Genomic DNA, 23,291 nt, shown 5'->3' with positions numbered 1-23,291 from the left:
GACGTTCCGACGGTGACGCACCGTGTCCGTCCGGACCACGCAAAAGCCCCCTTCCCGGCATTCCGGGAAGGGGGCCTGCGTCGTTCGATCAGCCCTGGGCGATCTTCTTGGCCAGGTTGTCGTCCAGCGTCGCGAGGAACTCCTCGGTCGTCTGGAACGGCTGGTCCTTGCTGATGAGCAGCGCCAGGTCCTTCGTCATCTGACCGCTCTCGACCGTCTCGACGACGACCTCTTCCAGCTTGTTCGCGAAGCCGATGAGCTCCTGGTTGCCGTCCAGCTTGCCGCGGTGCTCGAGGCCGCGGGTCCAGGCGTAGATCGACGCGATCGGGTTCGTCGACGTCGGCTTGCCCTGCTGGTGCTGGCGGTAGTGCCGGGTGACCGTGCCGTGCGCGGCCTCGGCCTCGACGGTCCGGCCGTCCGGCGTGCGCAGCACCGACGTCATCAAGCCGAGCGAGCCGAAGCCCTGCGCGACCGTGTCGGACTGGACGTCACCGTCGTAGTTCTTGCACGCCCAGACGTAGCCGCCCTCCCACTTCATCGCCGCGGCGACCATGTCGTCGATCAGGCGGTGCTCGTAGGAGATGCCCTTGGCGTCGAAGTCGGCCTTGAACTCGGCCTGGAAGATCTCCTCGAAGACGTCCTTGAACTGGCCGTCGTAGGCCTTGAGGATCGTGTTCTTCGTGGAGAGGTACACCGGCAGGCCGCGGTCGAGGCCGTACTGGAGCGAGGCGCGCGCGAAGTCCTCGATCGACTTCTTGTAGTTGTACATCCCCATGGCGACGCCGCCGCCCTCGGGGAACTTCGCGACCTCGAACTCCATCGGCTCGGAGCCGTCGTCCGGGGTGTAGCTGATGGTCAGCGTGCCCGGGCCGGGGACCTTGAAGTTGGTCGCCTTGTACTGGTCGCCGTGGGCGTGACGGCCGATGATGATCGGCTTCGTCCACGTCGGCACCAGCCGCGGGATGTTCTGGATGACGATCGGCTCGCGGAAGATCACGCCGCCGAGGATGTTGCGGATGGTGCCGTTGGGCGACAGCCACATCTTCTTGAGGCCGAACTCCTCGACCCGCGCCTCGTCCGGCGTGATCGTGGCGCACTTGACGCCGACGCCGTGCTTCTTGATCGCGTTCGCGGAGTCGACCGTGACCTGGTCGTCGGTGCGGTCCCGCTCCTCGATACCCAGGTCGTAGTAGTCCAGGTTCACGTCCAGGTACGGGTGGATCAGCTTGTCCTTGATGAACTGCCAGATAATGCGGGTCATCTCATCGCCGTCGAGTTCGACGACGGTGCCCTGGACCTTGATCTTGGCCATGAGCAGCGGTGCTCCTTCCGCGGATCTTCGCGTTCTTCTCTATAAGTCTTCGCCGGTAGCGGTACAAGCGTACTGCTTGACGCAGCTGGATGGTTCAAGTAGTGGTCGGCATCAAGTCTCCACCCGTGGATTGTGGCCGGGATCACCGGGGACGACCCGCCGGTCACCCGATCCGACCGCTCGCCGAGCGATCGTCGCGCTACCGGGTGAACCAGGGCACGATGCCATCCGTGAACTCATCATGCGGGAGGTGACGGCCATGTCGACCCATCGGTACACCGAATACGAAGACGATTACGAGGACTACGAAGAGCCTGCGGACGTGCTCGACGAGCGGCCGCGCCGGGGTGTCGCACACCTGGTGAGCGCGCTGGGCGGGCTGCTGCTCACCCCGGTCGCGCTGGGCCTGCTGAGCTGGGGCGGGCTGCGGCAGCAACAACTGATCCAGGCCACCCTGAGCACCAACCGCGACTCGCTCGGCATCGCGCTGCTGGCCGGCGGGGCGATCCTGCTGCTGGTCGTCGCCGCGCTGGGGGCGCTGTCCGCCGTCGGCCCGATCCTGGGCGGGCTGATCTACGGCGTGCTGCCCGGCGTCGCGGCGATGGCCGTGCCCGAATGGGGCTTCAGGCTGGTCAACCTGATGCCGAAGAGCGACATCGCCTACGGCGTCATGGACTTCCTGTTCATCGGCGGGTTGCTGGGTGTCGGCTTCCTGCTCGTGGGCAGCGGCCTGGCCAACGCGCTGGTCCGGCGTCGCCGCGAAGCCTGACGGGCGCCGATGGCAAAATCGGCGGATGGGACTGTTCACCGTCGCGGAGGCATGTGACGAACTGAAGCGGCTGCGGCCGGTCCTCGACGAACTGGTGCGCGTCCGCGCCGACGCGGCCGAGCTGGCCGCGTCGCTGCGGCCGGGTGGCCGGGCGACCGAGCTGGGCGGGCTGCCGGAGTGGAAGGCCGCACAGGCCCGGCTCGACGACCTGATGACCACGGTGCAGCACACCGGCGCCGAGCTGAAGGGCTTCGCGCCGCTGCTCGTCGACTTCCCGGCCGAGCTGGACGGCACCGACGTCCTGCTCTGCTGGCTCGAAGGCGACCCCGAGCTGCGCTGGTACCACCGGACCGACCTCGGCTTCGCGGGGCGTCGGCCACTGAAAACCGCTGGTCGTCCCGGCTAGGTTGGGGTCGTGGACCACGACAGCAGGGCCGCCGTCTTCGACGGCACAGCCGAGCGCTACGACGAAGATCCCTTCCACGCCTCGGTGGCGGAGGCGCTGGTCGCGCCCCTGCCGGACGGGCCCGAGCTGGTCCTCGACGTCGCGTGCGGCACGGGTTTCGCGGCGTACGAGGCGTTGCGGCTGAAGCCGTCGCGGGTGCTCGCCGTGGACCTGTCCCCGGCGATGATCGCGCGGGCCGAGGCGAAGGCGGCTTCGCTGGACCCGTCGGGCGTGATCACGTGGCAGGTCGGGCCGGCGGTCCCGATGCCGGCCGAAGACCACTCGGCCGACGTCGTGCTGTGCGCGTCCTCGCTGCACTTCCTGGGCGCCGTCGCGTTCGCCGACTGGCTGCGCGTGCTGCGCCCGGGCGGACGGCTGGCGTTCTCGGTGGTGTCGGGCCTGCGGTTCCAGCCGTCCGGGCCGTTCGCGGAGCTGGTGCCGAAGGACCTCACGTTCCCGACGGACGAGGCCGGGGCCGGGGCGCTGGCGGCGGGCTTCGTGGACGTCTCGGCGAAGACGTTCACGGTCGGGTCGCGGAGTGTGTTCGTGGTGCACGCGACCGCTCCGTGAAGCTCGAGGACTGGCTGCCGCGGTTCGCCGACGGCCACCTGACGGCGGTCCCTGGTGCCGGGAAGACGGCAGGCTGGTCACGGTCGAGTTCGACGCGCCCCTCCGGATCCGCGTGACGGCACCCGCGTTCGAGACGAAGCTGCTGCGGACCGAGCGGCGGCCGGTGCCTCCGGCGCCGTCCGCAAACGCTTGCACTCTGCGGCTCACCGCTCCGCTGGACCCCGTGCGGTGGCAGGAGGCCCTCGGCCCCACGGTGACCTGGCGGATCTACGGCGGCGAGGCGAACACGCCCGCCGATCCCGACGGCTGGTTCCTCCAGCGCCGGGACCGGCTGGCGACGTCCCTCACCGGTGTCTTCTGCCGGACCTCCGGGGATCGCGTGACCCTCGACCGCCACGACGCGGACGACGACCTGTGGCAGGCCGTCCGGCTGCTCGCCGCCCGCCGCTGGCGCGTCTCGTGCCGTGAGGGGCACCCTCATGGACTTGAGCGCCATGAGGGTGCCCCGCACGCGCGTCAGGCGTGGAAGTGGACCTCGCCGTGGGTGGCCGGGCCGTCCGGGGTGCCGCAACGCTGGACGAACGTTCCGTCGTAGTCCGTCACCTTTCCGTCGGCCGAGTGGTCGAGGCGGTCGATCGTGAAGTCGGCGTAGTCGTCGCCGCAGGAGAGACCGTTCGTGTAGACGAAGATCCCCGGGCCGGCCAGCGCCGGGTCGCTCTGGCCGCGGAACCGCGCGCCCGTGTAGGTCCCGGTGTGCAGGGTCTCCCCGGCCGGGGCGCTCAACTCGACGCGCAGGTCCTTCAGGCCGGACTGGACGTCGATCTTCAGTACGCCGCTGTACTCCCAGACGGCGATCTCGTCACCCGGCGCCGAGTAGCTCGCGGAGCCCTTCAGCGGGTGCGCGTGGTCTTCCGAGGCGTAGGCGACCGTCTGGACCGGATCCGCCGAAGCCACCGGCACGAAAGCGAGACCCAGCGCCAGCGTGGACGCGGCGAGCACACCGGTGCGCAACATGGTTTTCAAGGACTACCTCCCCAGTCAGGGCCGCCTCCCGCGGCACTGACGGCGATGATGGCACCGGTCGAGAGCCGTGCGCCGGGTTTGCGCGGTTCGCCACTTTTCGCCGGGCCGTGCAACCATTTCCGCCTTGCCGGTCACTTGTGCAGCGACGCGCCCTTGAGGACCTTGTCCACGGCGTTCTTCGGGCCGTGCAGCGCGAGGCCCGCCAGCGCCAGCTTCTCCCCCGGCACCGCGCGGACCGCCGCCCGGTTGTCGGCGTCGTTGCCCGTGTGGAACAGCTCGTCGGTGAAGATCGAGAGGCGCAGGCCGCGGCCGAGGGCGCGCCCGTGCGCTGCGGTGAGGACGTCCGCGGTGCCCGAGAAGACCAGCACCGGCTGGCCGAACATCGGCAGGTAGGCCGTGCCGTCGGCGTCTTCGTAGGGCTCGCCCATCAGCTCGGGCTTGACGTGCGCGATGCCGCTGACCAGGAACGCGGTGACGTTGAGCCGCTGCCAGGACGCCAGGTCGTCACGCAGCAGGACGGCGATCTTCGTGTCGAAGGAACTCATGCGAAAAGCGTCGCCCGCCGCCGACGCCCGCGTCTTGTACGTTCTTGACATGGAGGCGCGCGTCTCGGCTTGGCGGCCGGCGGTCCCGGGGATCGCCGAGGTCTTCCACGCGCGGTTCATCACGCACGCCTACCCGCTGCACACGCACGACACGTGGACGCTGCTGATCGTCGACGACGGCGTCATCCGCTACGACCTCGACCGCCACCACCACGGCGCGCTCGGCCCGGCGGTGACGCTGCTGCCGCCGAACGTCGCGCACGACGGGCGCGCCGCGACCAGCCACGGCTTCCGCAAGCGCGTGCTGTACCTCGAGGCGCCGGTGCTGGGCGAGGACCTGATCGGCGCGGCCGTCGACCGCCCGAGCCTCGCCGACGGCCTGCTGCGCACCCGGATCCACCAGCTGCACGAGTCGCTGGCCGAACCCGGCGACGCGTTCGAGGCCGAGAGCCGGCTCGCGCTGGTCGCCGACCGGCTGCGCGTCCACCTCGGGCAACCGACGGTTCACGAACCGAAACGCGGGCTCGCCGACGAGCTTCGCGATCTCCTCGACGCGAAGCTGCCCGAAGCGATGACGCTCGCCGAAGCCGCGGACACGCTCGGAGCGCACCCCGCGTACCTCGTGCGCTGCTTCGGCGCGCGGTTCGGGCTGCCGCCGCACCGCTACCTCACCGGCCGCCGCGTCGACCGGGCGCGGCGCCTGCTGCTCGACGGCGCGCCCGCCGCCGACGTCGCCGCGGCCGCCGGCTTCACCGACCAGGCGCACCTGACGCGGCACTTCAAGCGCTACCTCGGCACCACCCCCGCCCGGTACTCGAAAACCCGCTGACCGGGTCCGATCGAGCACGTTCGGAGAAGGCGGCTGTGTCAAGATGTCGGCATGCTGCGCGAACTCCACCTCACCGGCGACCCCGCGGCCGACAAGCTGCTCAACGACGATCCGTTCGCCCTGCTCGTCGGCATGCTCCTGGACCAGCAGTACCCCATGGAGCACGCGTTCGCGGGCCCGCGGAAGATCGCCGACCGGATGGACGGCTTCGACATCGCCAAGATCGCCGCGACCGACGTCGAAACGTTCGTCGAGATGTGCGTCGTACCGCCCGCCATCCACCGCTACGGCGGTTCGATGGCGCGCCGCGTGCACGCGCTCGCCCAGCACATCATCGAGACCTACGACGGCCACACGGACGGGATCTGGACCGCCGGACGCCCGAAGCCCGACGCCGCCGAAGTCCTCAAACGACTGCGCGCGCTGCCCGGTTTCGGTGAGCAGAAGGCGAAGATCTTCCTCGCGCTGCTCGGCAAGCAGCGCGGCGTCGCCCCGAAGGGCTGGCGCGAGGCGGCCGGTGCCTACGGCGACCGCGGTTCCCGCCGGTCCATCGCGGACGTCACCAACGCCGAGACGCTCGCCCAGGTCCGCGCGTTCAAGAAGGCCGCCAAGGCGGCGGCCGCCGCCGGCTAGCGCACCAGCTTTCACAGCAGGCCGGCGAGTTTGTACAGCACCAGACTGCCCGCCACCGCGACGTTCAGGCTTGCGCCCGTGCCCAGCATCGGGATCTCGACGACGGTGTCGAGCAGGTCCAGGGCCTCCGGCGGGATGCCCGTCTGCTCGTGGCCCAGCACCGCGATGGTGCGGCCGCGGGCGGCCGGCAGGTCGGCCAGCCGCACGGCTTCCTCGGCCAGCTCGACGCCGACCACCCGCGTGCCCGCCGCCCGTTCGCGGTTCAGCCAGCCCGGCGGGTCGTGCACCCAGTGCACGCATGCCGGGCGCCGCAACGTGTTCCCGCGCCGCAGGGCCTCCGGCACCCACGGGAACCGCGGCACGGCGAGGCACGCGCCGACGGCGTCACAGGTGCGCAGCAGCGTGCCGAGGTTGACGCCCTGCAACGGCCAGAGCGGGGCGGCCACCAGGTGACCCCAGCAGGGATGCGACTTGCTTCGCCGGGCTGCCCGCAGCTCACGTGGCGTGCGGACCCGGACCGAGGGGCTCACCGGCGCCGAGGCGCGGCGCCTCCAGTGTTGTCGACCATGCCCCGATCCTAGCCGACGGCGACCTCTTCACGGCGTTCGCGAACCCAGCCCCAAGCCATGCTCACCAGCAGCAGCGCGACGAGCGTCAGCGCGGCCGCGACCTCGGGCAGCACCAGCGGACCCGCCGAGTCGAGGACTGCGCCGCCGACGACGCCCGACAGGCCGACGCCCAGGTAGATCGCGGACGCGTTGAGCGAGAGCACCAGGCCCGCGTGTCCGGGGGCCAGCTCGATCAGGCGGTGCTGCACCGGCGGGCTGAACGACCACGTCGCCACGCCCCACACGAACAGCGCCACGCCGGCCGCGATCGGGGTCGTCGTCGCGATCGGCAGCAGCGCCAGCACGACGGTGATCCCGGCCGTCACGACGAGCAGCGGCGCGCGGGAACCCCAGCGGTCGGCCGCCCGGCCACCGGCGAAGTTGCCGACCGCGCCGCCGACGCCGTAGCAGAAGAGCAGCACCGTGACCGCCGTGCCGTGGAGGCCCGCGGTCGCGGCCAGCAGCGGCGACACGAACGTGTAGACCATGAACGCGGCGAGGCACCCGAGGACCGTCACGGCCAGCATCACGAGCACGCGCGGGTCGCGGCCGGCGGCGAACCGCTCGGCCAGGGAGACCCGCGGCGGCGCGGGGACCGACGGCAGCGCCAGGCGCACGGCCAGCGCACTCGCCAGGGAGAACGCGGCGACCAGCGCGAACGCCGTCCGGTAGCCGAGGTGCTGCGAAATGAGGCTGCCCAGCGGCACGCCGAAGATGAGCGCGACGGTCAGGCCGCCGAACACGAGCGCGATCGCGCGGCCCCGGCGTTCCGGGGCGGTCAGCTGGGCCGCGACGGCACTCGCCGCCGGGGTGAACACCGCGGCCCCGATCGCGGTCACCACCCGGGCGACCAGGAGCGTGCCGTAGCCGGGCGCGAGCGCGGCGAACAGGTTGCCGGCCGCGGTGACGACGAGCGCGGCGACCAGCAGCGTCCGGCGCTCCCAGGTGCCGGTGACGGCGGCGAACAGCGGCGAGCCGATCGCGTACGCGATGGCGAAAGCGGTCACGAGCTGGGCCGCGGCGGTGGCCGAGACGTGCAGCTCACCGGTCAGCGCGGGCAGCAGCCCGGCGACGATGTAACCGCTGGTCCCGACGCCGAACGCGCCGAAGGCGAGTACCGAGATCCTCGAGGACGAGGGTGCGGACATGGGTGGTGCCCCCAAGCGAGCGGATGGTTGGTTCGACGAACGTCGTAGTTCGATGATGACCGTACTACGGAGGGGCGACAATTTCGACCGGCGTCGTACTATGGACCCATGGCCAAGTCCGTCACCCTGCCGCCGCTCGTCTACCCCGAGCGGGACGAGATCACCGTCGAGGGCGTGCTTCGCGCCCTCGCCGACCCCGTCCGCCTGGCGATCGTCCGGCAGCTGGCCGCGTCGGGCCACGAACTCTCGTGCGGCGCGCTGACCGTTTCGGTGACCAAGTCCACAATCACCCACCACCTGGGCATCCTGCGGCAGGCCGGCGTCGTCGCAGGCCGCCAGGAGGGCACCACCCGGTTCAACTCGTTGCGCCGCAAGGATCTTGACGCCCTGTTCCCGGGCCTCCTGGACGGCGTTCTCGCGGCGCCCCGCTGACCCACGCGTTACAGGTGTGGATCGTCACCCGATATCGGGATGACAACGACCCCCTCCGTCGGTTGGACTGTGCGTAGGACAGCTCACGGCGCTGGGGCCGCATGGCTGTCTTCCTTTTTGCCCACCCACTGAACCGATCCAGAAATCCACCCGGGATCGGCCAAGTAATCGATTTCTCACCCCTGGAAGGAGTGCCGTGCCCGTCGCGCTGCTCGCGCTCGCCATCGGAGCCTTCGGCATCGGGACCACCGAGTTCGTCATGATGGGCGTGCTGCCCCAGGCGGCCGCCGACTTCGGCGTCGACATCCCGACCGCCGGCTACCTCATCTCCGGATACGCCCTCGGCGTCGTCGTCGGCGCCCCGCTGCTCACGGCAGCCGCCGTCCGATTGCCGCGCAAGACCATGCTGCTGGCCATGATGGGCCTGTTCACGCTGGGCAACGCCCTCTTCGCGCTCTCGCCGAACCAGGAGTTCGGCGTCGCGTTCCGGTTCCTCGCCGGCCTGCCCCACGGCGCGTTCTTCGGCGCCGGCGCGGTCGTCGCGTCCGGTCTCGTCGGCCCCGGCCAGCGCGCCAAGGCCGTGTCGATGATGTTCCTCGGCCTGACCCTGGCGAACGTCATCGGCGTGCCGCTGGGCACGCTGCTCGGCCAGCAGGTCGGCTGGCGCGCCACCTTCGGCGTCGTCGCCGTGATCGGGCTGGTCGCCGCGGCCGCCATCGCCAAGCTGGTGCCGCACCAGGGCAAGCCCGCCGAAGCGTCGCTGCGCACCGAACTCGGCGCGTTCAAGCGGCCGCAGGTGCACCTGGCGCTGGCGATCGTCACGTTCGGGCTGGGCGGCGTGTTCGCCTGCCTGAGCTACATCACGCCGATGCTGACCGACGTCGCCGGCTACTCGCCGTCGAACGTCACGCTGCTGCTGTCCCTGGCCGGCGTCGGCATGACGATCGGCAACCTGCTCGGCGGCCGGCTGGCCGACAAGGCCCTGATGCCGGGCCTGTACGCGGCGCTGCTCGCGCTGGCGTGCGTGTTGGGTGTGTTCACCATCACCGCGCAGGGCAAGGTCGGCGCCGCGATCACGATCTTCTTCGTCGGCGTCGCCGGGTTCATGATCGGCCCGATGATGCAGGCGCGGATCATGGAGAAGGCCGGCGGCACCCCGTCGCTGGTCTCGGCGGCGGTCCAGTCGGCGTTCAACATCGCCAATTCGATCGGCGCCTACCTGGGCGGCCTGGTCATCGCCGGCGGCCTCGGCCTGCTCGCCCCCAACTGGGTCGGCGCGCTCCTGGCCGTCTTCGGACTGTCGCTGGCCATCGTCTCGGGCACTTTGGACCGTCGCGAGGCCAAGGCCGAACGACGCGAACTCGCGATGGCGTCCTAAGAGGAGCTGAAGGGGCCGCCGGTGATCGTCAACGCGACGAACAGGATCAAGGCGGCCAGGCCCACGTAGGTGATGATGTCGACGACCTTGCCGCGGATCGCCAGCAGCCCGGCCTTCTCCGTCGACAGCACCGCCCGCAGCACCGCGGCGACGAGGAGCGCGGCGCCGATCAGCGCCGCGCCCTCGCGCCAGTGGTACTGGAAGATCCGCAGGGCGGCGACCGCCGCCACCACCAGGACCGCCGCGAACGGCAGCTGGGTGAACCTCGCCTGCCGTGGCCGGCGGTCCCGCTGGTCCCGCCGGTCTTCGGTCATCGTCATCAGCCCTGAGCGCCTTGAACGCCACGGATCGAGCGCTCCGCCGCTTCGACGACGTTGCTCACCAGCATCGCCCGGGTCATCGGGCCGACCCCGCCGGGGTTCGGCGAGATCCAGCCCGCCACCTCGGCCACGTCCGGGTGAACATCGCCGGTGAGCTTGCCGTCCACGTGGGACACACCGACGTCGAGCACCGCGGCGCCCGGGGCGACCATGTCCGGCGTGATGATCCCCGGCACCCCCGCCGCGGCGACGACGATGTCCGCGCGGCGGACCTCGGCGGCGAGGTCGCGGGTACCCGTGTGGCACAAGGTGACGGTGGCGTTCTCGCTGCGGCGGGTCAGCAGCAGGCCCAGCGTGCGGCCGACGGTGATGCCGCGGCCGACGACGGTGACGCGCGCGCCGTTCAGCTCGACGCCGTGCCGCTTGAGCAGCTCGACGATCCCGTACGGCGTGCACGGCAGCGCGCCCGGTTCGCCCAGCACGAGCCGGCCGAGGCTGACCGGCGCGAGGCCGTCGGCGTCCTTCTCCGGGTCGATGCGCTCCAGCACGCGGTTCGCGTCGAGGTGTTTCGGCAGCGGCAACTGGACGATGTAGCCGTGACAGGCCGGGTCGGCGTTGAGGTCGTCGATGACGGCCTCGAGCTTCTCCTGGGTGATGTCGGACGGCAGGTCGCGGCGGATCGAGTTGATCCCGATCTTCCCGCTGTCGGCGTGCTTCATCCGCACGTACGAGTGCGAGCCCGGGTCGTCTCCAACCAGGACAGTGCCCAGGCCGGGTGTCACACCCTGCGCGGCCAGGGCCGCGACGCGCGGCTCGAGCTCCGCGAAAATGGCGTTCTTGGTGGCCTTGCCGTCGAGAATCTTCGCCGTCACGAGGTCCATTCTGGCAAAGGGGCCCCCGCGCGTCGCTTCCAGGCGTGGGCGGTCGCAGCCCGTAAGGTGATCGCCACTCCCCATGATCTTGCCCGCGATCAAGCTGTGATCTACCGCACGTCGCATCAGGCGAGGTCAGACCAGGTGCCGCAGGGCTCGTGAGCGGCAAAACCCACATGCGGGGTGCACTCGCGCGCGCGAACAGTCAAAATGTCCCCGTGGCACAACCGACGACGCAGTTGAACGCGACGGAGCAGGACACCCTGGTCAAGCAGATCGGGCTGGCTTTGCTGCGCGCCGCCCCCCGCGACTGGCGCAAGGTCAGCGCGGAGTACCGAGCCGTCGGGAGGTACCACGAGCTGACCGGCGAGATCGTCACCGAAGACGGCACGGTGCACGAATGGCTCGCCACCCACGACATCGCGACCCTCTTCGGGCGGTTGCGCGGTGGCATGTACCGCGACGGCCGAGGCACCTGGTTCAACGCGCGGTACCAGCTGGACCACCCGTCCAGCTACAACCTCGAGTACAACCGCGACGAACCCGTGTGGAACCTCGCGCCACCCCCACAGGCCTATTCGGACGAACTCCGCATGTTCCCCCGCACGGAGGAGAACGTGCCCGAGTGGCTGATCCGGCGGATGTCCGGGCTCGGCCCGGAGCAGCCCGGCCCGCACTTCCGGATCGCCCGGATCTTCGACACGATCGGCCCGGCGGGCCGTCCGGTGATCAACCGGCCGGAGCTCGAGGTCGACGAGCAGGACCGCTTGCTCGAGTACCTGAACCGCGCGCCGCTGGTCGTGACCGAGCGCGGGTACGACATCGACCGGCTGGCGCAGGCACCCGAGGCCACCGTCCCGGTCGCGTTCCACAGCGACGGCCAGTGGATCTGGCCCGCCGCCGTCAACTTCTACCTCGACAAGTACGGCGTCTCGCCGGAGCCGGACCTGGTCGAGCACGTCCGCGCGGTCGGCTTCAAGCTGCCGCCGGTCGACGAGCCGACGCTGCAGGCCGCCGGGGCGTACCTGACCCGGGGCAACCAGCAGCCGCCGCAGCAGCGTCCGGGCCCGGGCGGGCCGCCGCCGCAGGGGCCGCCGCCGGGCCCGCCCCCGCAGCAGCAGATGCCTCAGCAGCAGGCACCGCCGCAGGCCCCCGCGGGCCCGCCGCCGGCCGCGATGGCCGCCGCCGCGGCAGCACCGCCCGTCGCGCCGCCGCAGCAGCACCAGGAGCCGCCGGCGCAGGTCGAGCCGCCGCTGCTGACGCACTCGGCCGAGCCCGAGACTCCGGCCGAGGAGCACTACGAGAACGAGGCGCAGCAGGAGTACGCCGAAGAGGGCGAGTACGCCGAGGACGGCTACGACGCCCAGGAGTTCGAGGACCGCTTCGCCGAGGACGACCAGTACCCCGAAGACGGCCACTACGAGCAGGCCGGGTCGAACGGCACGGCGCCGGAGCCCGGCCGGGTGCCGGACCTCGACGAGACCGCGGAGTACGTGCCCGATCAGCCGATCGGGGACGAGCCGGGTCGCGGGGCCTTCCAGCCGCCGCACGACGGCGTGGCGTTCGACGCCGGTGAGCCGGAGCAGGACGACGAGCCGTCTCACGCCGCGTTCCAGCAGGGGCGGCACGAGGACGAGGAGCCGGCCCACGCCGCCTTCGAGCCCACGCAGGACCCGGCCGGGCGGACCGTGTTCCAGCCGGCCCTGCGGGACGACGCCGGTCCGCAACACGACGACGAGCCGTCGCACGCGGCGTTCCAGCCGGATCAGGAGGACGAGCCCGCGCACGCGGCCGCGTTCGACCCCGGCCCGCCGACCATGATCACCCAGCCCGAGGTGCCCGGTGTGCTGCCGGTGCCGGAGCCGCCGGCCCCCCAGCAGGCCGAGGCCGCCCCGCAGGCGGCCCCGCGGTCCGGACGCCGGGCGCTGCGCCGCGAGACCCCCGACCACCCCGTGCTGGCCGGGCTGCAGAACAAGCTGGACGAGCTCGACGTCCCGGAAAGCGGCTACAAGCTGGGCGAACCCGCCGAGCACGGGTGGAGTGTCGAGCAGGTCGAGGACGGCTGGCGCGTCGGCTGGTACGACGGCAAGCTCAGCAACCCCGCGGTGTTCGGTGACGCCGAGGACGCGGCCGCGTTCATGCTCGGCAAGCTGCTGCTCCACCCCGAGGGCCACGTGCCCGCCGAGGAGCCGCCCGCGCCGGAGCCCGAACCGGAACCCGAGCCCGAGCCGGAACCGGCGCCGCAGCGAGTCGTCGCGACGCTGTCGCCGGAGATCGCGACCGGCTCCTACCCGGTCCGCAAGCCCGAGCCGGTGCCCCCGCAGGAGCAGACGGCGTTCACCAGCGCCGACGAGCTGTTCGGGGACCTCGAAGACGACGAGCCGCCGACGCCGCCGCGCCCGTCCGGCCCGCCCGTACCCGCGCCGGTGCCCGCTGGGCCGCCGCCGGCCCAGCAGCAGCTCGCGCAGCAGCAGGCCGGACAGCCGCCCGCGGCCCCGGCACCGCCGCGGCGTGAGCCGCCGCAGGCCGCGCCGACGGTCCTGGCTCCGGTGCCGCAGGGCGCTCCGATGATCCCGCCGGGGACGTCGCCGCAGCGTCCGGAGCCGGCCCGCCCGGCCGTCAACGGCGGTGGTGGTGGCGGCAACCAGCAGTGGCCGATCGGGCCGATGTCCGGTGAGCCGCCGCTGACGCTGTTCCGCGGCAAGGAGCTGCGCGAGCTGCCCGCGGGCAGCGAGCTGGACCGCTTCGGCGGCCCGAACGGCAACCTCACGTACGCGGCCGGCACGCCGTTCGCCGAGCGGTCGCTGGTGCCGGAGTGGATCAACCGGCCGTACCACGTGTACCGCGTGCAGCGGCCGCTGGAGACGCTCGCCGGCGTCGCGATCCCGTGGTTCAACCAGCCCGGCGGCGGGTCGGCGTACCTGCTCCCGGCGTCGATCGAGGAACTGGTCGCCGACGGCGCCCTGCTCGAGCTCGACCCGGGTGAACCGCCGATCGACTGAGTCCGTCCACGAAACCGGCGGTGAGCTTCGTGCTCGCCGCCGGTTTCTTTTGGCTAGCGGACGACCAGGCCGTACGCGGCGGCGAAGGCGATCGCGGTCTCCATGTCGACCTGCGCGCCCCGGAGGTCGGCCTGCACCAGGGCGTTCGCGTCGAGACGCGCGCCGCGCAGGTCCGCGCCGTCGAGCTTCGCGGCCTGCAGGCGGGCGCCCGTCAGGTCGCTGCCGCGCAGGTCGGCGCCGGTCAGGTCGGCTTCGGTCAGGTTCGCTTCGCGCAGCCGCAGCCCGGACAGCCCGAGCCGGCGAAGGCGCGCCTTCGCGAGCGACGCCAGCGAGAGGTCGCACTCGGTGAGCGCGATCCCGCCGAAGCCGCTGTCACCGAACGACGACCCCAGCAGCGAGCACGACGACCAGCGGCTGTCTACGAGCACCGTCCGGTCGAACGTGCACGAGCGGAACGCCGACGCCTCGTGCCGCGAGCGCGACAGGTCGGCCCGGCTGAAGTCGCAGTCGTCGAACGTGCAGCCGCGGGTCTGCAGCCCGCTCAGGTCCGCCCCGGTGAAGTCGCAGCCGGTGAACCGGCGCTTTTCCCACCACTGGCCGGACAACCCCGCTTCGCGGTAGTCCTCACCGGTTTCCAGCACGGCCCCAGGGTGTCACACCGCCGGGGCCGCGCCGCAACCGTCCACTATGGACGGCGGTTGACCAGGTCCGCGCCCTGGACGTAGTTCATCGCCGCGACGTACTCGGGCAGCTGGGCACGTCGCATCATCTCCGCTTCGTCGAGGTTCTCCAGCCGGGTCTGGATCCACCAGAGGTGGCCGAACGGGTCGCGCACGCGCCCGACGCGGTCGCCGAAGAACAGCACCGTCTGCCGCGTCACCTCGGTCGCGCCCGCCTCGATCGCCCTCCGTTGCGCCTCTTCGCTGTCCGGTACGTAAAGGCGCAGGTACGCCGGGGTGTCGGCCCAGTCGTCCGGGGAGTCGAAGGCCATCACGACCGCGTCGCCGATGCGGACCTCGGCGTGCCCGATCTTCCCGTCCGGGCCGACGACCCGGCCCAGCTCCTCGGCGTCGAAGGCGCGCTTCAGGAAGTCGAGCAGCCCAGCGGTGTCGTGGCCGATGATCCACGGGGTGACCGTCGTGTAGCCGTCGGGAACGGGGTTGACCATGGTGCCTCCTCCTTGGGGTGTGCGATCGAAACTAGCGGCGAAATAGGACGGACCCTGACCGCTGCATACTGGCGTCATGGGAGTTCCGCTGCGGCCGCTGGCGGTCACCGCGCGCACGCGATCGAGCTACCGCGAGTTCGCGCCGCCGCCCGCGCTGGCCGGCGTCGTCGCCTGCGGCTGGCACGGGCGCACCGGCTGGGCGCGGCCGCTGCGCGTGCTCCCGGACGGCTGCGCGGACCTGGTCTGGGACGGCGACGCGCTCACGGTGGTCGTCACGGCCGGCGCGTCGCTGCGGCTGTGGGTGCCGGCCTCGGCGTCCCGGGTCGGCGTGCGGCTCCGGTGCGGCGCCGCGGGCGCGGTGCTCGGGACGCCGATGGCGGAGCTGCCCGCGGGCGCAACCCGGCTGAGCGACCTCTGGGGCGCCACCGCCCGGCGCGCTTGCGACATCCTGGCCGGCACCGAGGATCCCTTGGCACAGCGCGAAGTCCTCGAAGGACTGGTTGCCGCGCGTGGCGTGTCGCCCGACCGGCGGGTGCTGGCCGCGGTCCACGCGCTGGGCGGCCCGGGGACGCGGGCCACCGACGTCGCGGGCGAGCTGGGCGTCAGCGACCGCGCGTTGCGGCGGCACCTGGCGCACGCGGTCGGCGCCGGCCCGAAGCAGGTGCACCGGATCCGGCGGTTCCAGCGGTTCCTGCGGCGGCTGGAGCCCCTGGCCGCCCGGCGGACGTCGCTGGCCGCCGTCGCCGCCGACCTCGGGTACGCCGACCAGTCGCACCTCGGCCGCGACTGCCGCCGGCTGTCCGGCTCCTCCCCCGCCGCGCTCGTTCCAGACTCCGCCCGCCGTGCGCGGCGAAGATCCGGGGCATGACCTTTCGCGTGACGATCGCGGTGCGCGCTGACGACCTCGACGTCAACGGCCACGTCCGCGGCCCGGCCTACCTCGCCTACGCCGACCACGCGCGCTGGACGTGCGTCCAGGCCGCCGGGATCGACCCGGCCGAGCTGACCGCGCGCCGGATCGGGCCGGTCAACCTTGAGACGTCCGTGCGGTTCCGCCGCGAACTCCGCGGCGGCGAGGTCGAGGTCGGCTGCGAGTTCCACTGGGGCACCGGGAAGACGTCGCGGGTGACGCAGGAGTTCCGCGCGCCGGACGGCACGCTCGTCGCCGAGGTCGAGAGCGTCTCGGGCCTGCTGGACCTGGACCGGCGGCGGCTGGTGGCCGATCCCGGCTCGTACTGGCGGGAGCTGGCCGCGCGTCCGGAACTGCTGGGCCTGGAACCGAAAACCGGATGAGTTCCGCCCCGGCGGTCACTACGTTGGCATCGTGCCTGATCACGCCTTTGACGACGCGGGCCTCGCCGCGCTGTACGACAGCCTCAACCCACGGGAGAGCAGCGGCGACTTCGAGTTCTACCTGCCGATGATCATGGCGGCCGAGTCGGTGCTCGACGTCGGCTGCGGCACCGGTTCCCTGCTGCACTGGGCCCGCGAGTCCGGCCACACCGGACGGCTGGTCGGGCTCGACCCGGCTGAAGGCATGCTCGCCCAGGCCCGCCGCCGTGACGACGTCGAATGGGTGCTCGGCGATTTGTCGACCGCGCCGTGGGACAGCGAGTTCGACTTCGCGGTGATGACCGGGCACGCGTTCCAGGTGCTGCTGACCGACGACGAGCTGCGGACGGCGTTCGCCGCGATCCGGCGCGCGCTGAAGCCCGGCGGCCGCTTCGGGTTCGACACGCGCAACCCCGCGCGCCGCGCCTGGGAACGGTGGACGCCGGAGAATGTGGCGCAAGCGGGCACGGTGCGTTCGTGGAACGACGCGGGACCGTTCGAAGACGGCCTTGTCACCTTCAAGACGACCTTCGAGAGCCCGGACTGGGACGCGCCGAAGTACAGCGATTCCACGCTGCGTTTCCTCGACGTGCCAACGCTTTCCGCCTTCGTGGAGGAGGCCGGTCTGGTCGTCGAGGAGCAGTACGGCTACTGGGACCGCAGCCCGGTCACCGACGCCAGCCCGGAAATCATCACGATCATTGGAAATCCCGCGACTTCGCCTTGATCCGCATCGGCAGCGCCTCGACGCGGTCGGCGAGGACGCTGACCACGCCGTCGGCCTTCTCGACCACTCCGCGGATCAGCAGCGCCGGGCTGCCGCGCGCGACGCGGTGGTAGCGCTGCCACAGGCCGAGCGTGCAGATCACGTTGACCATCCCCGTTTCGTCCTCGATGTTGAGGAAGGTGATCCCGCCCGCCGTCGCCGGCCGTTGCCGGTGGGTGACCGCGCCGCCGATCAGCACCCGCGCGCCGGCTTCGTGGTCGGCCAGGCGGTCGGCCGGGACGACGCCGAGCGCGTCGAGGCGGTCGCGGATGAACTCGGTCGGGTAGCTGCCCGGCGACACGCCCGTCGCCCAGACGTCCGCCGCCGCGAGGTCGAGGCCGTCCATCCCGGGCAGCACCGGCGCCTGCGCGCTGATCAGGCCCGGGAGCTTCTCCGCGCGTTCGCCGGCGACCGCGCCCGCGGTCCACAGCGCCTGACGGCGGTCGCCGCCGAAACTCCCGAACGCCCCCGCCGTGGCCAGCGCCTCGATCTGGGGTGTCGTCAGCCGGACGCGGCGGGCGACGTCGGCCATGTCGGTGAAGTCGCCCTTCGCCCGTTCGTCGGCGATCTTCTTGGCCAGCTCCTCGCCGATCAGCCGGACGGTGCTCAACCCGGTGCGTACCGCATGCAGCTTTCCCTTGTCCGGCAAGGCTTCCAGCGTCGCGTGCGGCAGGCTGCGGTTGATGTCCGGGCCGTGCACGGTGACGCCGTGGCGGCGCGCGTCGGCGACCAGCGACTGTGGTGAGTAGAAGCCCATCGGCTGCGCGCGCAGGAGGCCGGCCAGGAACGCGTCCGGGTGGTAGAGCTTGAAGTAGGCGCTGGAGAACACCAGGTGCGCGAAGCTCAGCGCGTGGCTCTCGGGGAAGCCGAAGTTCGCGAACGCCTTGAGCTTCAGGAAGATCTTCTTCGCGAGCTCTTCCTCGACGCCGTTCACGGCGGCGCCTTCGAGGAAACGCTGCCGCAGCCGGTCCATCTTCTTCTCGGACCGCTTCGACCCCATCGCGTGCCGCAGCTGGTCGGCCTCTGCCGCGGTGAAGTTCGCGACGTCCAGCGCGATCTGCATCATCTGCTCCTGGAAGAGCGGCACGCCTTTGGTCTTGTGCAGCGCCTTTTCCAGCAGCGGGTGGTCGTACGTCCAGGTCTCCTTGCCCTGCTTGCGGCGGATGTACGGGTGCACCGAGCCGCCCTGGATCGGGCCGGGCCGGATCAGCGCCACCTCGACGGCGAGGTCGTAGAACTCGTCGGGTTTCAGCCTCGGCAGCGTCGCGAGCTGCGCCCGGCTCTCGACCTGGAAGACGCCGATCGCGTCGGCGCGGCACAGCATCTCGTAGACCTTCTGGTCGGTGAGGTCCAGCTCGGCGAGGTCGATCTTCTCGCCCTTGTGGTCCTCGACGAGGTCGAGCATGTAGTGCAGTGCCGAGAGCATGCCCAGGCCGAGCAGGTCGAACTTGACGAGACCGGCGGCGGCGCAGTCCTCCTTCTCCCACTGGATCACGCTGCGGTTCGCCATCCGCGCCCACTCGACCGGCACGACCTGGCTCACCGGCTCCTCGCACATGACCATCCCGCCGGAGTGGATGCCGAGGTGGCGCGGGAAGTCCTCGAGGGCGAACGCGAGCTGCACGACCTCGTCCGGGATGTCGTGGTCGTGGTCCTTTTCGGTGGTGCGCAACGATCCCCAGCGGTCGATCTGCTTGCTCCAGGCGTCCTGCTGGCCGGGTGAGTACCCCAGCGCCCGCGCGGCGTCCCGGACCGCGGAGCGCGCGCGGTAGGTGATCACGTTCGCGACCTGCGCGGTTCTCAGGCGGCCGTGCTTCTCGAAGACGTACTGGATGGCCTCCTCGCGCCGATCGGACTCGATGTCGAGGTCGATGTCCGGGTAGCCGTCGCGGTCCGGGGCGAGGAAGCGCTCGAAGAGCAGCTCGTGGGCGACGGAGTCGACCTTGGTGATGCCCAGGGCGTAACAGACGGCCGAGTTCGCGGCCGAACCCCGGCCCTGACAAAGGATCTTCTGCTCGTTGCAGAACCGCACGATGTCCCAGACGATCAGGAAGTACCCGGGGAAGCCGAGTTCTTCGATGATGGCCAGCTCGTGCTGGATCTGCGCTCTTGCTTTTGCTTCGTGCTCCTTGCCGTCGAAGTGTTTCTTCGCGCCTTCTTCGGTGAGTTCGCGCAGGTAGGTCGTCTCGTTGTGCCCCTCGGGGACGTCGAAGGGCGGCAGCTTCGGGGCGATCAGCTTGAGCGGGAACGCGCATTCGATGCCCAGCAACGCCGAGCGCCGCACCGCGCCGGGGTAGCGCCGGAACATGACGTCCATCTCGGCGCCCGAACGGAGGAACGCGGCGCCGTCCGCGGGCAGCCAGCCCTCGAGCTCGTCGATCCCCCGCCGGGCCCGGATCGCGGCGAGCGCGTCGGCCAGCCGGGCCCGCTCAGGCCGGGCGTAGTGCGCGGCGGTGGTGGCGACGGTCGGCAGCCCGAAGTCCTTCGCCATCGCGGTCAGCAGGTCGTTGTGCGTGCTGTCGAGCGGCTGGCGGTGGTCGGTCAGCTCGACGTAGACGTTGTCGTGGCCGAACCTTTCGACGAGGTCCTTGAGGCTTTCCGCGGCGGCCGCCGGGCCGTGCGTGACGAGGGCCGAGCGCACCGCGCCCTTGCGGCAGCCCGTCAGCACCACGCACTGCCCGGCGACCTCCTCGGCGACCGCACCGAGGTCGTAGACGGGACGGCCTTTCTCGGCCTTGGGGCTTTGGTTGTCGAAGCCGGACAGCTGCCCGGCGGTGATGGCGCGGCAGAGGGCCCGGTAGCCCTGGTCGCCGCGCGCCAGCAGCAGGAGGTGCTCGCCTTCGGGATCGGCGACGCCGTTCTGCGGGTTGCTCAGCCCGAAGCTGAGTTCGGTGCCGAAGACGGTGTTCACGCCGAGTTCCCGCGCGGCTTCGGCAAAGCGCACGACGCCGTACATGCCGTCGTGGTCGGTGAGGGCGATGGCGTCGAGGTTCAGCCGCGCGGCCTCCTCGACGAGTTCTTCGGGATGGCTGGCGCCGTCGAGGAAGCTGAAGTTGGAGTGACAGTGCAGCTCGGCGTAGGGCACCCGGACGGCCTCCCCGCCGTCATCGCTGCCCCGGCCGGGCAGGTCACCGGGCCGCCGATAGCCCTCGCGATGACGGCCCCAGGCGGGACTGTCCCCATGATCCCCGGGCGGCAACTCTCCCCCCAACCGCCGCGCAAGGTCCTTCCACGGAACGGGCGGGTTGTTCCACCCCATCTAGCGACCCCGGTTCTCGTCGTTCTCGGCAGCGTCGAGCGCTTGACGACGGCTGCGCTCGATGGCGTCGTCGAGTTCCCGCCACGGCCGCTGCTGATCAAGCGTTTCGACGCGACGGTCAGGATCGTGCGGCGGCCAACCGGGCTCCGCGGGTTCGGCCACGCGATCAGTGATCTCGGCACGCGCGGCTTTCCGCCGGTGCCAGTTGGAGGGGTGATTCCAGCGACTCCGCGCCTCGGCCGCACTCCGGCTTTCCGGGGCAGGGCTCCAGCCCTCGATCCCGCGGTGGCTCTCGCCTGCCTCTTCAGCCGCAGTCTTGCCTTCCGCGTTGCTCCGGTTCTCCGGACGATGCAGCAGCTCCGGACCACGATCGTCAGCTGTGGTCCGGCTTTCCGCCTCCCGCGGCTGCGCTGGGCTCCAACCCTCCGCCTCGGTCCAGTTCTCGCCCCTGCTCCGGCTCGCCGAATCCCCCAGCTGCGCCGACCTATCAGCCGCAGTTCTGCCTTCCGCGTTGCTGCGACTCTCCGGAGCACCCGGCTGCCCCAGCCCATCAACCGCAGGCCGGCTCTCCACATCGCTGCGGCCCTCCGGATCACCCAGCCGCCTCGGCCCTTCACCCGCAGGCCGGCCTATCACCCCGTTCCGGTCGTTCGGATCACCCAGCCGGCCCAACCCCTCAACCGCAGACCGGCCCTCCAGCCCGTTCCGGCCCTCCGGATCGCCCAGCCGCCTCGGCCCGTCAGCCGCAGGCCGGCCTTCCGTGTCACTGCGGCCCTCAGGATCACCCAGCCGGCCCAACCCCTCAACCGCAGACCGGCCCTCCACATCGCTGCGGCCCTCCAGATCACCCAGCCGCTTCGGCCCGTCAGCCGCAGGCCGACCCTCCAGCCCGTTCCGGCTCTCCGGATCGCCCAGCCGCCTCGGCCCGTCAGCCGCAGGCCGGCCTTCCGCGTCGCTGCGGTTCTCCGGGTCGCGCGGCCATCCCCTTCGATCTTTCGTCGCGTTCCGGCGGTGGTTCTCCTCGGACAGGCGGGGCAGCGGGATCACCACGTCGTCGGATTTCGGGCGGGGCCGCGGCGTGCCCGGGTCGGCCAGCAACCAGTCGCGCAGCAGGCGTGCGTAGTCCTCGTCCATGCTCAGTCGTACACTCCCTCAACTGTCCACAAAGGATTTTCGGTGCCGGCGCAGTGCACCAGCACCGCTTCGGGTGGCTCGTCCGGTCCGCCGTCGCTCGCCAGCAGCAGCTGGAGCCGCGCGCGCTGCGGGCCCGGCCGCCGACGGTCGCCCGCGAGCGGCCACGGGCCCGCCCAGCCCACGACGTCCCGCTGCGTCCCGCCGGCGACGCTCAGCCGCCGCGGGGCGGCGGTCACCCACTCACGGGCGGTGATCCCGACGGCACGGCCGTCGGCGTCGAAGACCTGGGCGGGCACCGGCCGGTCGAGGACCGTCGCCGGCGAAGGCGCCGGGAGGCGTCCCGGCCAGGTGGCGTCCGCCGGCGTCGCGCGATCGCGCGGGTCGCCCCACGGCACCAGCCGGATCCGGGCGGCCGGGTCGCGGCCGCCGTCGAGCAGCGGCGTGAGCACGCCCTCGGGCCCGAGCAGGCCCTGGACCCGCACGAACGCCCGCGCGGCGCGCTCGTTGTCCTCCTCCAGGCTCCCTTCGCCGCCCAGCTCGAGCTGCAACGACCGGCCCTCGACGGTCTCCTCGGGTTCCAGCCGCAGGCGCGTCACCCCGGACGTCGGCCGCCGCCCGGGCGCGGCGCGCAGCCAGCCCTCGAACTGCCAGCGGACGCGGTCGGCGACCCCGGCGGGCGTCAGCGGTTCCGCGCATCGCCAGACCCGGCCGAGCTGTTCGCCGTCCTCGGTGACGGCGTAGATGCCGAGCCGGGTGCACGCCAGGCCGTGCCCGGCGAGGCCCGAGCAGAAGCGCGTCGCGAGGCCTTGGGCGAGGAACGTCGCGACGTCCACCCGCTCGATGACGGGGTCGAACTCCTCGGTGAGCGTCAGCTCCGGCGGCGGACGGCGGCGCAGCGGCGGACGTTCGGAGCGTCCCCGCGCCAGCCGGTGGGCGAGCAGCCCGTCCGCACCGAACCGGTTGACGACGTCGCGTTCGGGCAGCGCGGCGAAGGCGCCGAGCGTGCGCAACCCCAGGCGCCGAAGCAGGTCGACCAGCTCCGCGCGGTCGTCAAGCTCGGTGACGGGCAGCGGCGCGAGGAACTCGGCAACCCGCCCGGGCTCGACGAGCTCACCCCGCCGCGCGGCGAGCGTCGCGGCGAAAAGCCCTTCGGCGACGCCGACCTGACACTCCACACCCGCGGCGGCCGACACCTCGTCGACAAGCCGTTCGACGAGAGCGTGTTCCCCACCGAAGTAGGAGGCGGCCCCGGCAACCGGAACGGCGACGAGACCGGGCCGCACCACCTCAACCCCGACAACCAGCGCCTCGACGGCCCGCGCGACGGCCTCGAACAGCCGCGCGTCGCGACCGTCATCGGCCCCGAAGACAGCCAGCTCCGGACACAGCGACTGAGCTTCCCGCCGCCGCATCCCCCGCCGAACCCCATCCCGCCGCGCGACGGCATTGCAGGCGACAACCCGGTTGGCACTGAAAACGGCGGTCGGCCGGGTGACGGCAACGCCACCGACAGCCGCGGCCGCGACGGCAGGCCAGTCGGGACACCACAGGACGAGCATCCGGGTGGGCAGGGAGGAGGAGCCGCGCTGACTGGGGACGGTCATGCGCCCTCCCCCAGCCGAGTTTGGGTGGCGCTACCTCGCGGTGATCCGGCGGTCCACGCCACTGGCAGCTGGGCTCGACCACTCGCCATGTGATCAGGAAGTCGGCTCGCGTGATTGGGGAGCCGACTCGCGTTATTGGAGG

24 protein-coding genes are annotated in these 23,291 nt (G+C 71.7%); 12 read left to right on the top strand and 12 right to left on the bottom strand.

From position 1 onward, the window contains the following. Positions 1 to 88: 88 nt before the first annotated feature. Positions 89 to 1,312, bottom strand: a complete 1,224-nt coding sequence (locus VA596_RS21830; RefSeq protein ID WP_323329646.1) for an NADP-dependent isocitrate dehydrogenase — start codon at positions 1,310 to 1,312, stop codon at positions 89 to 91. A gap of 259 nt (positions 1,313 to 1,571) precedes the next feature. Between VA596_RS21830 and VA596_RS21825 the strand changes: the two genes are divergently transcribed. The 4 genes from VA596_RS21825 (at position 1,572) to VA596_RS21810 (ending at position 3,691) form a co-directional block, all read left to right on the top strand. Next, complete coding sequence (locus VA596_RS21825; RefSeq protein ID WP_323329645.1) at positions 1,572 to 2,081, top strand: hypothetical protein; 510 nt, start codon at positions 1,572 to 1,574, stop codon at positions 2,079 to 2,081. A gap of 25 nt (positions 2,082 to 2,106) precedes the next feature. Continuing rightward, the gene (locus VA596_RS21820) at positions 2,107 to 2,487 is read left to right on the top strand and encodes a DUF2203 domain-containing protein (RefSeq protein ID WP_323329644.1); all 381 of its coding nucleotides are present in this window, start codon (positions 2,107 to 2,109) and stop codon (positions 2,485 to 2,487) included. A 9-nt stretch (positions 2,488 to 2,496) separates the two neighbouring features. Beyond that, positions 2,497 to 3,096, top strand: a complete 600-nt coding sequence (locus VA596_RS21815; protein ID WP_323329643.1) for a class I SAM-dependent methyltransferase — start codon at positions 2,497 to 2,499, stop codon at positions 3,094 to 3,096. A gap of 112 nt (positions 3,097 to 3,208) precedes the next feature. After that, positions 3,209 to 3,691, top strand: coding sequence for a hypothetical protein (locus VA596_RS21810; RefSeq protein ID WP_323329642.1), 483 nt, complete (start codon positions 3,209 to 3,211; stop codon positions 3,689 to 3,691). Here VA596_RS21810 and VA596_RS21805 read toward each other — a convergent pair. Both VA596_RS21805 and VA596_RS21800 read right to left on the bottom strand, forming a co-directional pair. Further along, the gene (locus tag VA596_RS21805) at positions 3,613 to 4,110 is read right to left on the bottom strand and encodes a hypothetical protein (RefSeq protein ID WP_323329748.1); all 498 of its coding nucleotides are present in this window, start codon (positions 4,108 to 4,110) and stop codon (positions 3,613 to 3,615) included. The two genes, VA596_RS21810 and VA596_RS21805, sit on opposite strands and share 79 nt — an antisense overlap. Before the next feature lie 140 nt (positions 4,111 to 4,250). Further along, the gene (locus VA596_RS21800) at positions 4,251 to 4,664 is read right to left on the bottom strand and encodes a DUF2000 domain-containing protein (protein ID WP_323329641.1); all 414 of its coding nucleotides are present in this window, start codon (positions 4,662 to 4,664) and stop codon (positions 4,251 to 4,253) included. A gap of 49 nt (positions 4,665 to 4,713) precedes the next feature. On the opposite strand from VA596_RS21800, the gene VA596_RS21795 reads away from it, so the two are divergent. Both VA596_RS21795 and VA596_RS21790 read left to right on the top strand, forming a co-directional pair. Beyond that, positions 4,714 to 5,493 carry a helix-turn-helix domain-containing protein gene (locus VA596_RS21795; protein ID WP_323329640.1) on the top strand — a complete coding sequence of 260 codons (780 nt, stop codon included), beginning with the start codon at positions 4,714 to 4,716 and terminating at the stop codon, positions 5,491 to 5,493. Between the two features lie 51 nt (positions 5,494 to 5,544). After that, on the top strand, positions 5,545 to 6,126 hold the full coding sequence (locus tag VA596_RS21790) for an HhH-GPD-type base excision DNA repair protein (RefSeq protein WP_323329639.1): 582 nt from the start codon (positions 5,545 to 5,547) through the stop codon (positions 6,124 to 6,126). Between the two features lie 11 nt (positions 6,127 to 6,137). Here VA596_RS21790 and VA596_RS21785 read toward each other — a convergent pair whose 3' ends face one another. Together VA596_RS21785 and VA596_RS21780 are read right to left on the bottom strand one after the other, a co-directional pair. Beyond that, a complete protein-coding gene (locus VA596_RS21785; RefSeq protein WP_323329638.1) occupies positions 6,138 to 6,572 on the bottom strand; it encodes a TrmH family RNA methyltransferase in 435 nt (144 codons plus the stop codon). Positions 6,573 to 6,703: 131 nt separating this feature from the next. Then, entirely contained in the window at positions 6,704 to 7,882 is a 1,179-nt protein-coding gene (locus VA596_RS21780; RefSeq protein WP_323329637.1) for an MFS transporter, read from the bottom strand. A gap of 108 nt (positions 7,883 to 7,990) precedes the next feature. On the opposite strand from VA596_RS21780, the gene VA596_RS21775 reads away from it, so the two are divergent. After that, positions 7,991 to 8,314, top strand: a complete 324-nt coding sequence (locus VA596_RS21775) for an ArsR/SmtB family transcription factor (protein WP_323329636.1) — start codon at positions 7,991 to 7,993, stop codon at positions 8,312 to 8,314. A gap of 196 nt (positions 8,315 to 8,510) precedes the next feature. Beyond that, the gene (locus tag VA596_RS21770) at positions 8,511 to 9,692 is read left to right on the top strand and encodes an MFS transporter (RefSeq protein WP_323329635.1); all 1,182 of its coding nucleotides are present in this window, start codon (positions 8,511 to 8,513) and stop codon (positions 9,690 to 9,692) included. Here VA596_RS21770 and VA596_RS21765 read toward each other — a convergent pair. Both VA596_RS21765 and VA596_RS21760 read right to left on the bottom strand, forming a co-directional pair. Further along, on the bottom strand, positions 9,689 to 10,012 hold the full coding sequence (locus tag VA596_RS21765; RefSeq protein ID WP_410171912.1) for a DUF3017 domain-containing protein: 324 nt from the start codon (positions 10,010 to 10,012) through the stop codon (positions 9,689 to 9,691). The two genes, VA596_RS21770 and VA596_RS21765, sit on opposite strands and share 4 nt — an antisense overlap. Continuing rightward, complete coding sequence (locus VA596_RS21760) at positions 10,012 to 10,884, bottom strand: bifunctional methylenetetrahydrofolate dehydrogenase/methenyltetrahydrofolate cyclohydrolase (protein WP_323329634.1); 873 nt, start codon at positions 10,882 to 10,884, stop codon at positions 10,012 to 10,014. Before VA596_RS21760 ends, VA596_RS21765 begins: the two co-directional genes overlap by 1 nt. Positions 10,885 to 11,060: 176 nt before the next feature. On the opposite strand from VA596_RS21760, the gene VA596_RS21755 reads away from it, so the two are divergent. Beyond that, positions 11,061 to 13,886 carry a TNT domain-containing protein gene (locus VA596_RS21755; protein ID WP_323329746.1) on the top strand — a complete coding sequence of 942 codons (2,826 nt, stop codon included), beginning with the start codon at positions 11,061 to 11,063 and terminating at the stop codon, positions 13,884 to 13,886. Between the two features lie 53 nt (positions 13,887 to 13,939). Here VA596_RS21755 and VA596_RS21750 read toward each other — a convergent pair whose 3' ends face one another. Both VA596_RS21750 and VA596_RS21745 read right to left on the bottom strand, forming a co-directional pair. Further along, positions 13,940 to 14,527: a pentapeptide repeat-containing protein gene (locus VA596_RS21750; protein WP_323329633.1), complete on the bottom strand. Its 588-nt coding sequence runs from the start codon at positions 14,525 to 14,527 to the stop codon at positions 13,940 to 13,942. 44 nt (positions 14,528 to 14,571) lie between these two features. Continuing rightward, positions 14,572 to 15,054 (bottom strand): VOC family protein, encoded by a 483-nt coding sequence (locus VA596_RS21745; protein WP_323329632.1) that lies wholly within the window; start codon positions 15,052 to 15,054, stop codon positions 14,572 to 14,574. Between the two features lie 76 nt (positions 15,055 to 15,130). On the opposite strand from VA596_RS21745, the gene VA596_RS21740 reads away from it, so the two are divergent. The 3 genes from VA596_RS21740 to VA596_RS21730 are packed head-to-tail and all read left to right on the top strand — an operon-like array spanning position 15,131 to position 17,113. Continuing rightward, a complete protein-coding gene (locus VA596_RS21740) occupies positions 15,131 to 15,922 on the top strand; it encodes an AraC family transcriptional regulator (RefSeq protein WP_323329631.1) in 792 nt (263 codons plus the stop codon). Further along, the gene (locus tag VA596_RS21735; protein WP_323329630.1) at positions 15,919 to 16,347 is read left to right on the top strand and encodes an acyl-CoA thioesterase; all 429 of its coding nucleotides are present in this window, start codon (positions 15,919 to 15,921) and stop codon (positions 16,345 to 16,347) included. The genes VA596_RS21740 and VA596_RS21735 overlap by 4 nt, the downstream gene beginning before the upstream one ends. 31 nt (positions 16,348 to 16,378) lie before the next feature. Next, positions 16,379 to 17,113, top strand: a complete 735-nt coding sequence (locus VA596_RS21730) for a class I SAM-dependent methyltransferase (RefSeq protein WP_323329629.1) — start codon at positions 16,379 to 16,381, stop codon at positions 17,111 to 17,113. Here VA596_RS21730 and VA596_RS21725 read toward each other — a convergent pair. The 3 genes from VA596_RS21725 to VA596_RS21715 are packed head-to-tail and all read right to left on the bottom strand — an operon-like array spanning position 17,085 to position 23,104. Further along, entirely contained in the window at positions 17,085 to 20,411 is a 3,327-nt protein-coding gene (locus VA596_RS21725) for an error-prone DNA polymerase (protein ID WP_323329628.1), read from the bottom strand. The genes VA596_RS21730 and VA596_RS21725 overlap by 29 nt on opposite strands. After that, on the bottom strand, positions 20,412 to 21,545 hold the full coding sequence (locus tag VA596_RS21720; RefSeq protein WP_323329627.1) for a hypothetical protein: 1,134 nt from the start codon (positions 21,543 to 21,545) through the stop codon (positions 20,412 to 20,414). 2 nt (positions 21,546 to 21,547) lie between these two features. Beyond that, on the bottom strand, positions 21,548 to 23,104 hold the full coding sequence (locus tag VA596_RS21715) for a DNA polymerase Y family protein (protein WP_323329745.1): 1,557 nt from the start codon (positions 23,102 to 23,104) through the stop codon (positions 21,548 to 21,550). Positions 23,105 to 23,291: the final 187 nt, after the last annotated feature.

Source organism: Amycolatopsis heterodermiae (assembly GCF_034929455.1).
GTDB classification, from domain to species: Bacteria; Actinomycetota; Actinomycetes; order Mycobacteriales; family Pseudonocardiaceae; genus Amycolatopsis; species Amycolatopsis heterodermiae.
This window is presented reverse-complemented; position numbering and strand designations above follow the sequence as displayed.

Excerpts from the sequence above, each read along its gene's own strand:
- VA596_RS21830 (WP_323329646.1), bottom strand. The coding sequence starts at position 1,312 with ATGGCCAAGATCAAGGTCCAGGGCACCGTCGTCGAACTCGACGGCGAT.
- VA596_RS21715 (WP_323329745.1), bottom strand. The coding sequence starts at position 23,104 with ATGCTCGTCCTGTGGTGTCCCGACTGGCCTGCCGTCGCGGCCGCGGCT.
- VA596_RS21775 (WP_323329636.1), top strand. The coding sequence starts at position 7,991 with ATGGCCAAGTCCGTCACCCTGCCGCCGCTCGTCTACCCCGAGCGGGAC.
- VA596_RS21805 (WP_323329748.1), bottom strand. The coding sequence starts at position 4,110 with ATGTTGCGCACCGGTGTGCTCGCCGCGTCCACGCTGGCGCTGGGTCTC.
- VA596_RS21825 (WP_323329645.1), top strand. The coding sequence starts at position 1,572 with ATGTCGACCCATCGGTACACCGAATACGAAGACGATTACGAGGACTAC.
- VA596_RS21820 (WP_323329644.1), top strand. The coding sequence starts at position 2,107 with ATGGGACTGTTCACCGTCGCGGAGGCATGTGACGAACTGAAGCGGCTG.
- VA596_RS21745 (WP_323329632.1), bottom strand. The coding sequence starts at position 15,054 with ATGGTCAACCCCGTTCCCGACGGCTACACGACGGTCACCCCGTGGATC.
- VA596_RS21790 (WP_323329639.1), top strand. The coding sequence starts at position 5,545 with ATGCTGCGCGAACTCCACCTCACCGGCGACCCCGCGGCCGACAAGCTG.
- VA596_RS21780 (WP_323329637.1), bottom strand. The coding sequence starts at position 7,882 with ATGTCCGCACCCTCGTCCTCGAGGATCTCGGTACTCGCCTTCGGCGCG.
- VA596_RS21755 (WP_323329746.1), top strand. The coding sequence starts at position 11,061 with ATGCGGGGTGCACTCGCGCGCGCGAACAGTCAAAATGTCCCCGTGGCA.
- VA596_RS21800 (WP_323329641.1), bottom strand. The coding sequence starts at position 4,664 with ATGAGTTCCTTCGACACGAAGATCGCCGTCCTGCTGCGTGACGACCTG.
- VA596_RS21735 (WP_323329630.1), top strand. The coding sequence starts at position 15,919 with ATGACCTTTCGCGTGACGATCGCGGTGCGCGCTGACGACCTCGACGTC.
- VA596_RS21740 (WP_323329631.1), top strand. The coding sequence starts at position 15,131 with ATGGGAGTTCCGCTGCGGCCGCTGGCGGTCACCGCGCGCACGCGATCG.
- VA596_RS21765 (WP_410171912.1), bottom strand. The coding sequence starts at position 10,012 with ATGACGATGACCGAAGACCGGCGGGACCAGCGGGACCGCCGGCCACGG.
- VA596_RS21725 (WP_323329628.1), bottom strand. The coding sequence starts at position 20,411 with ATGGGGTGGAACAACCCGCCCGTTCCGTGGAAGGACCTTGCGCGGCGG.
- VA596_RS21795 (WP_323329640.1), top strand. The coding sequence starts at position 4,714 with ATGGAGGCGCGCGTCTCGGCTTGGCGGCCGGCGGTCCCGGGGATCGCC.
- VA596_RS21720 (WP_323329627.1), bottom strand. The coding sequence starts at position 21,545 with ATGGACGAGGACTACGCACGCCTGCTGCGCGACTGGTTGCTGGCCGAC.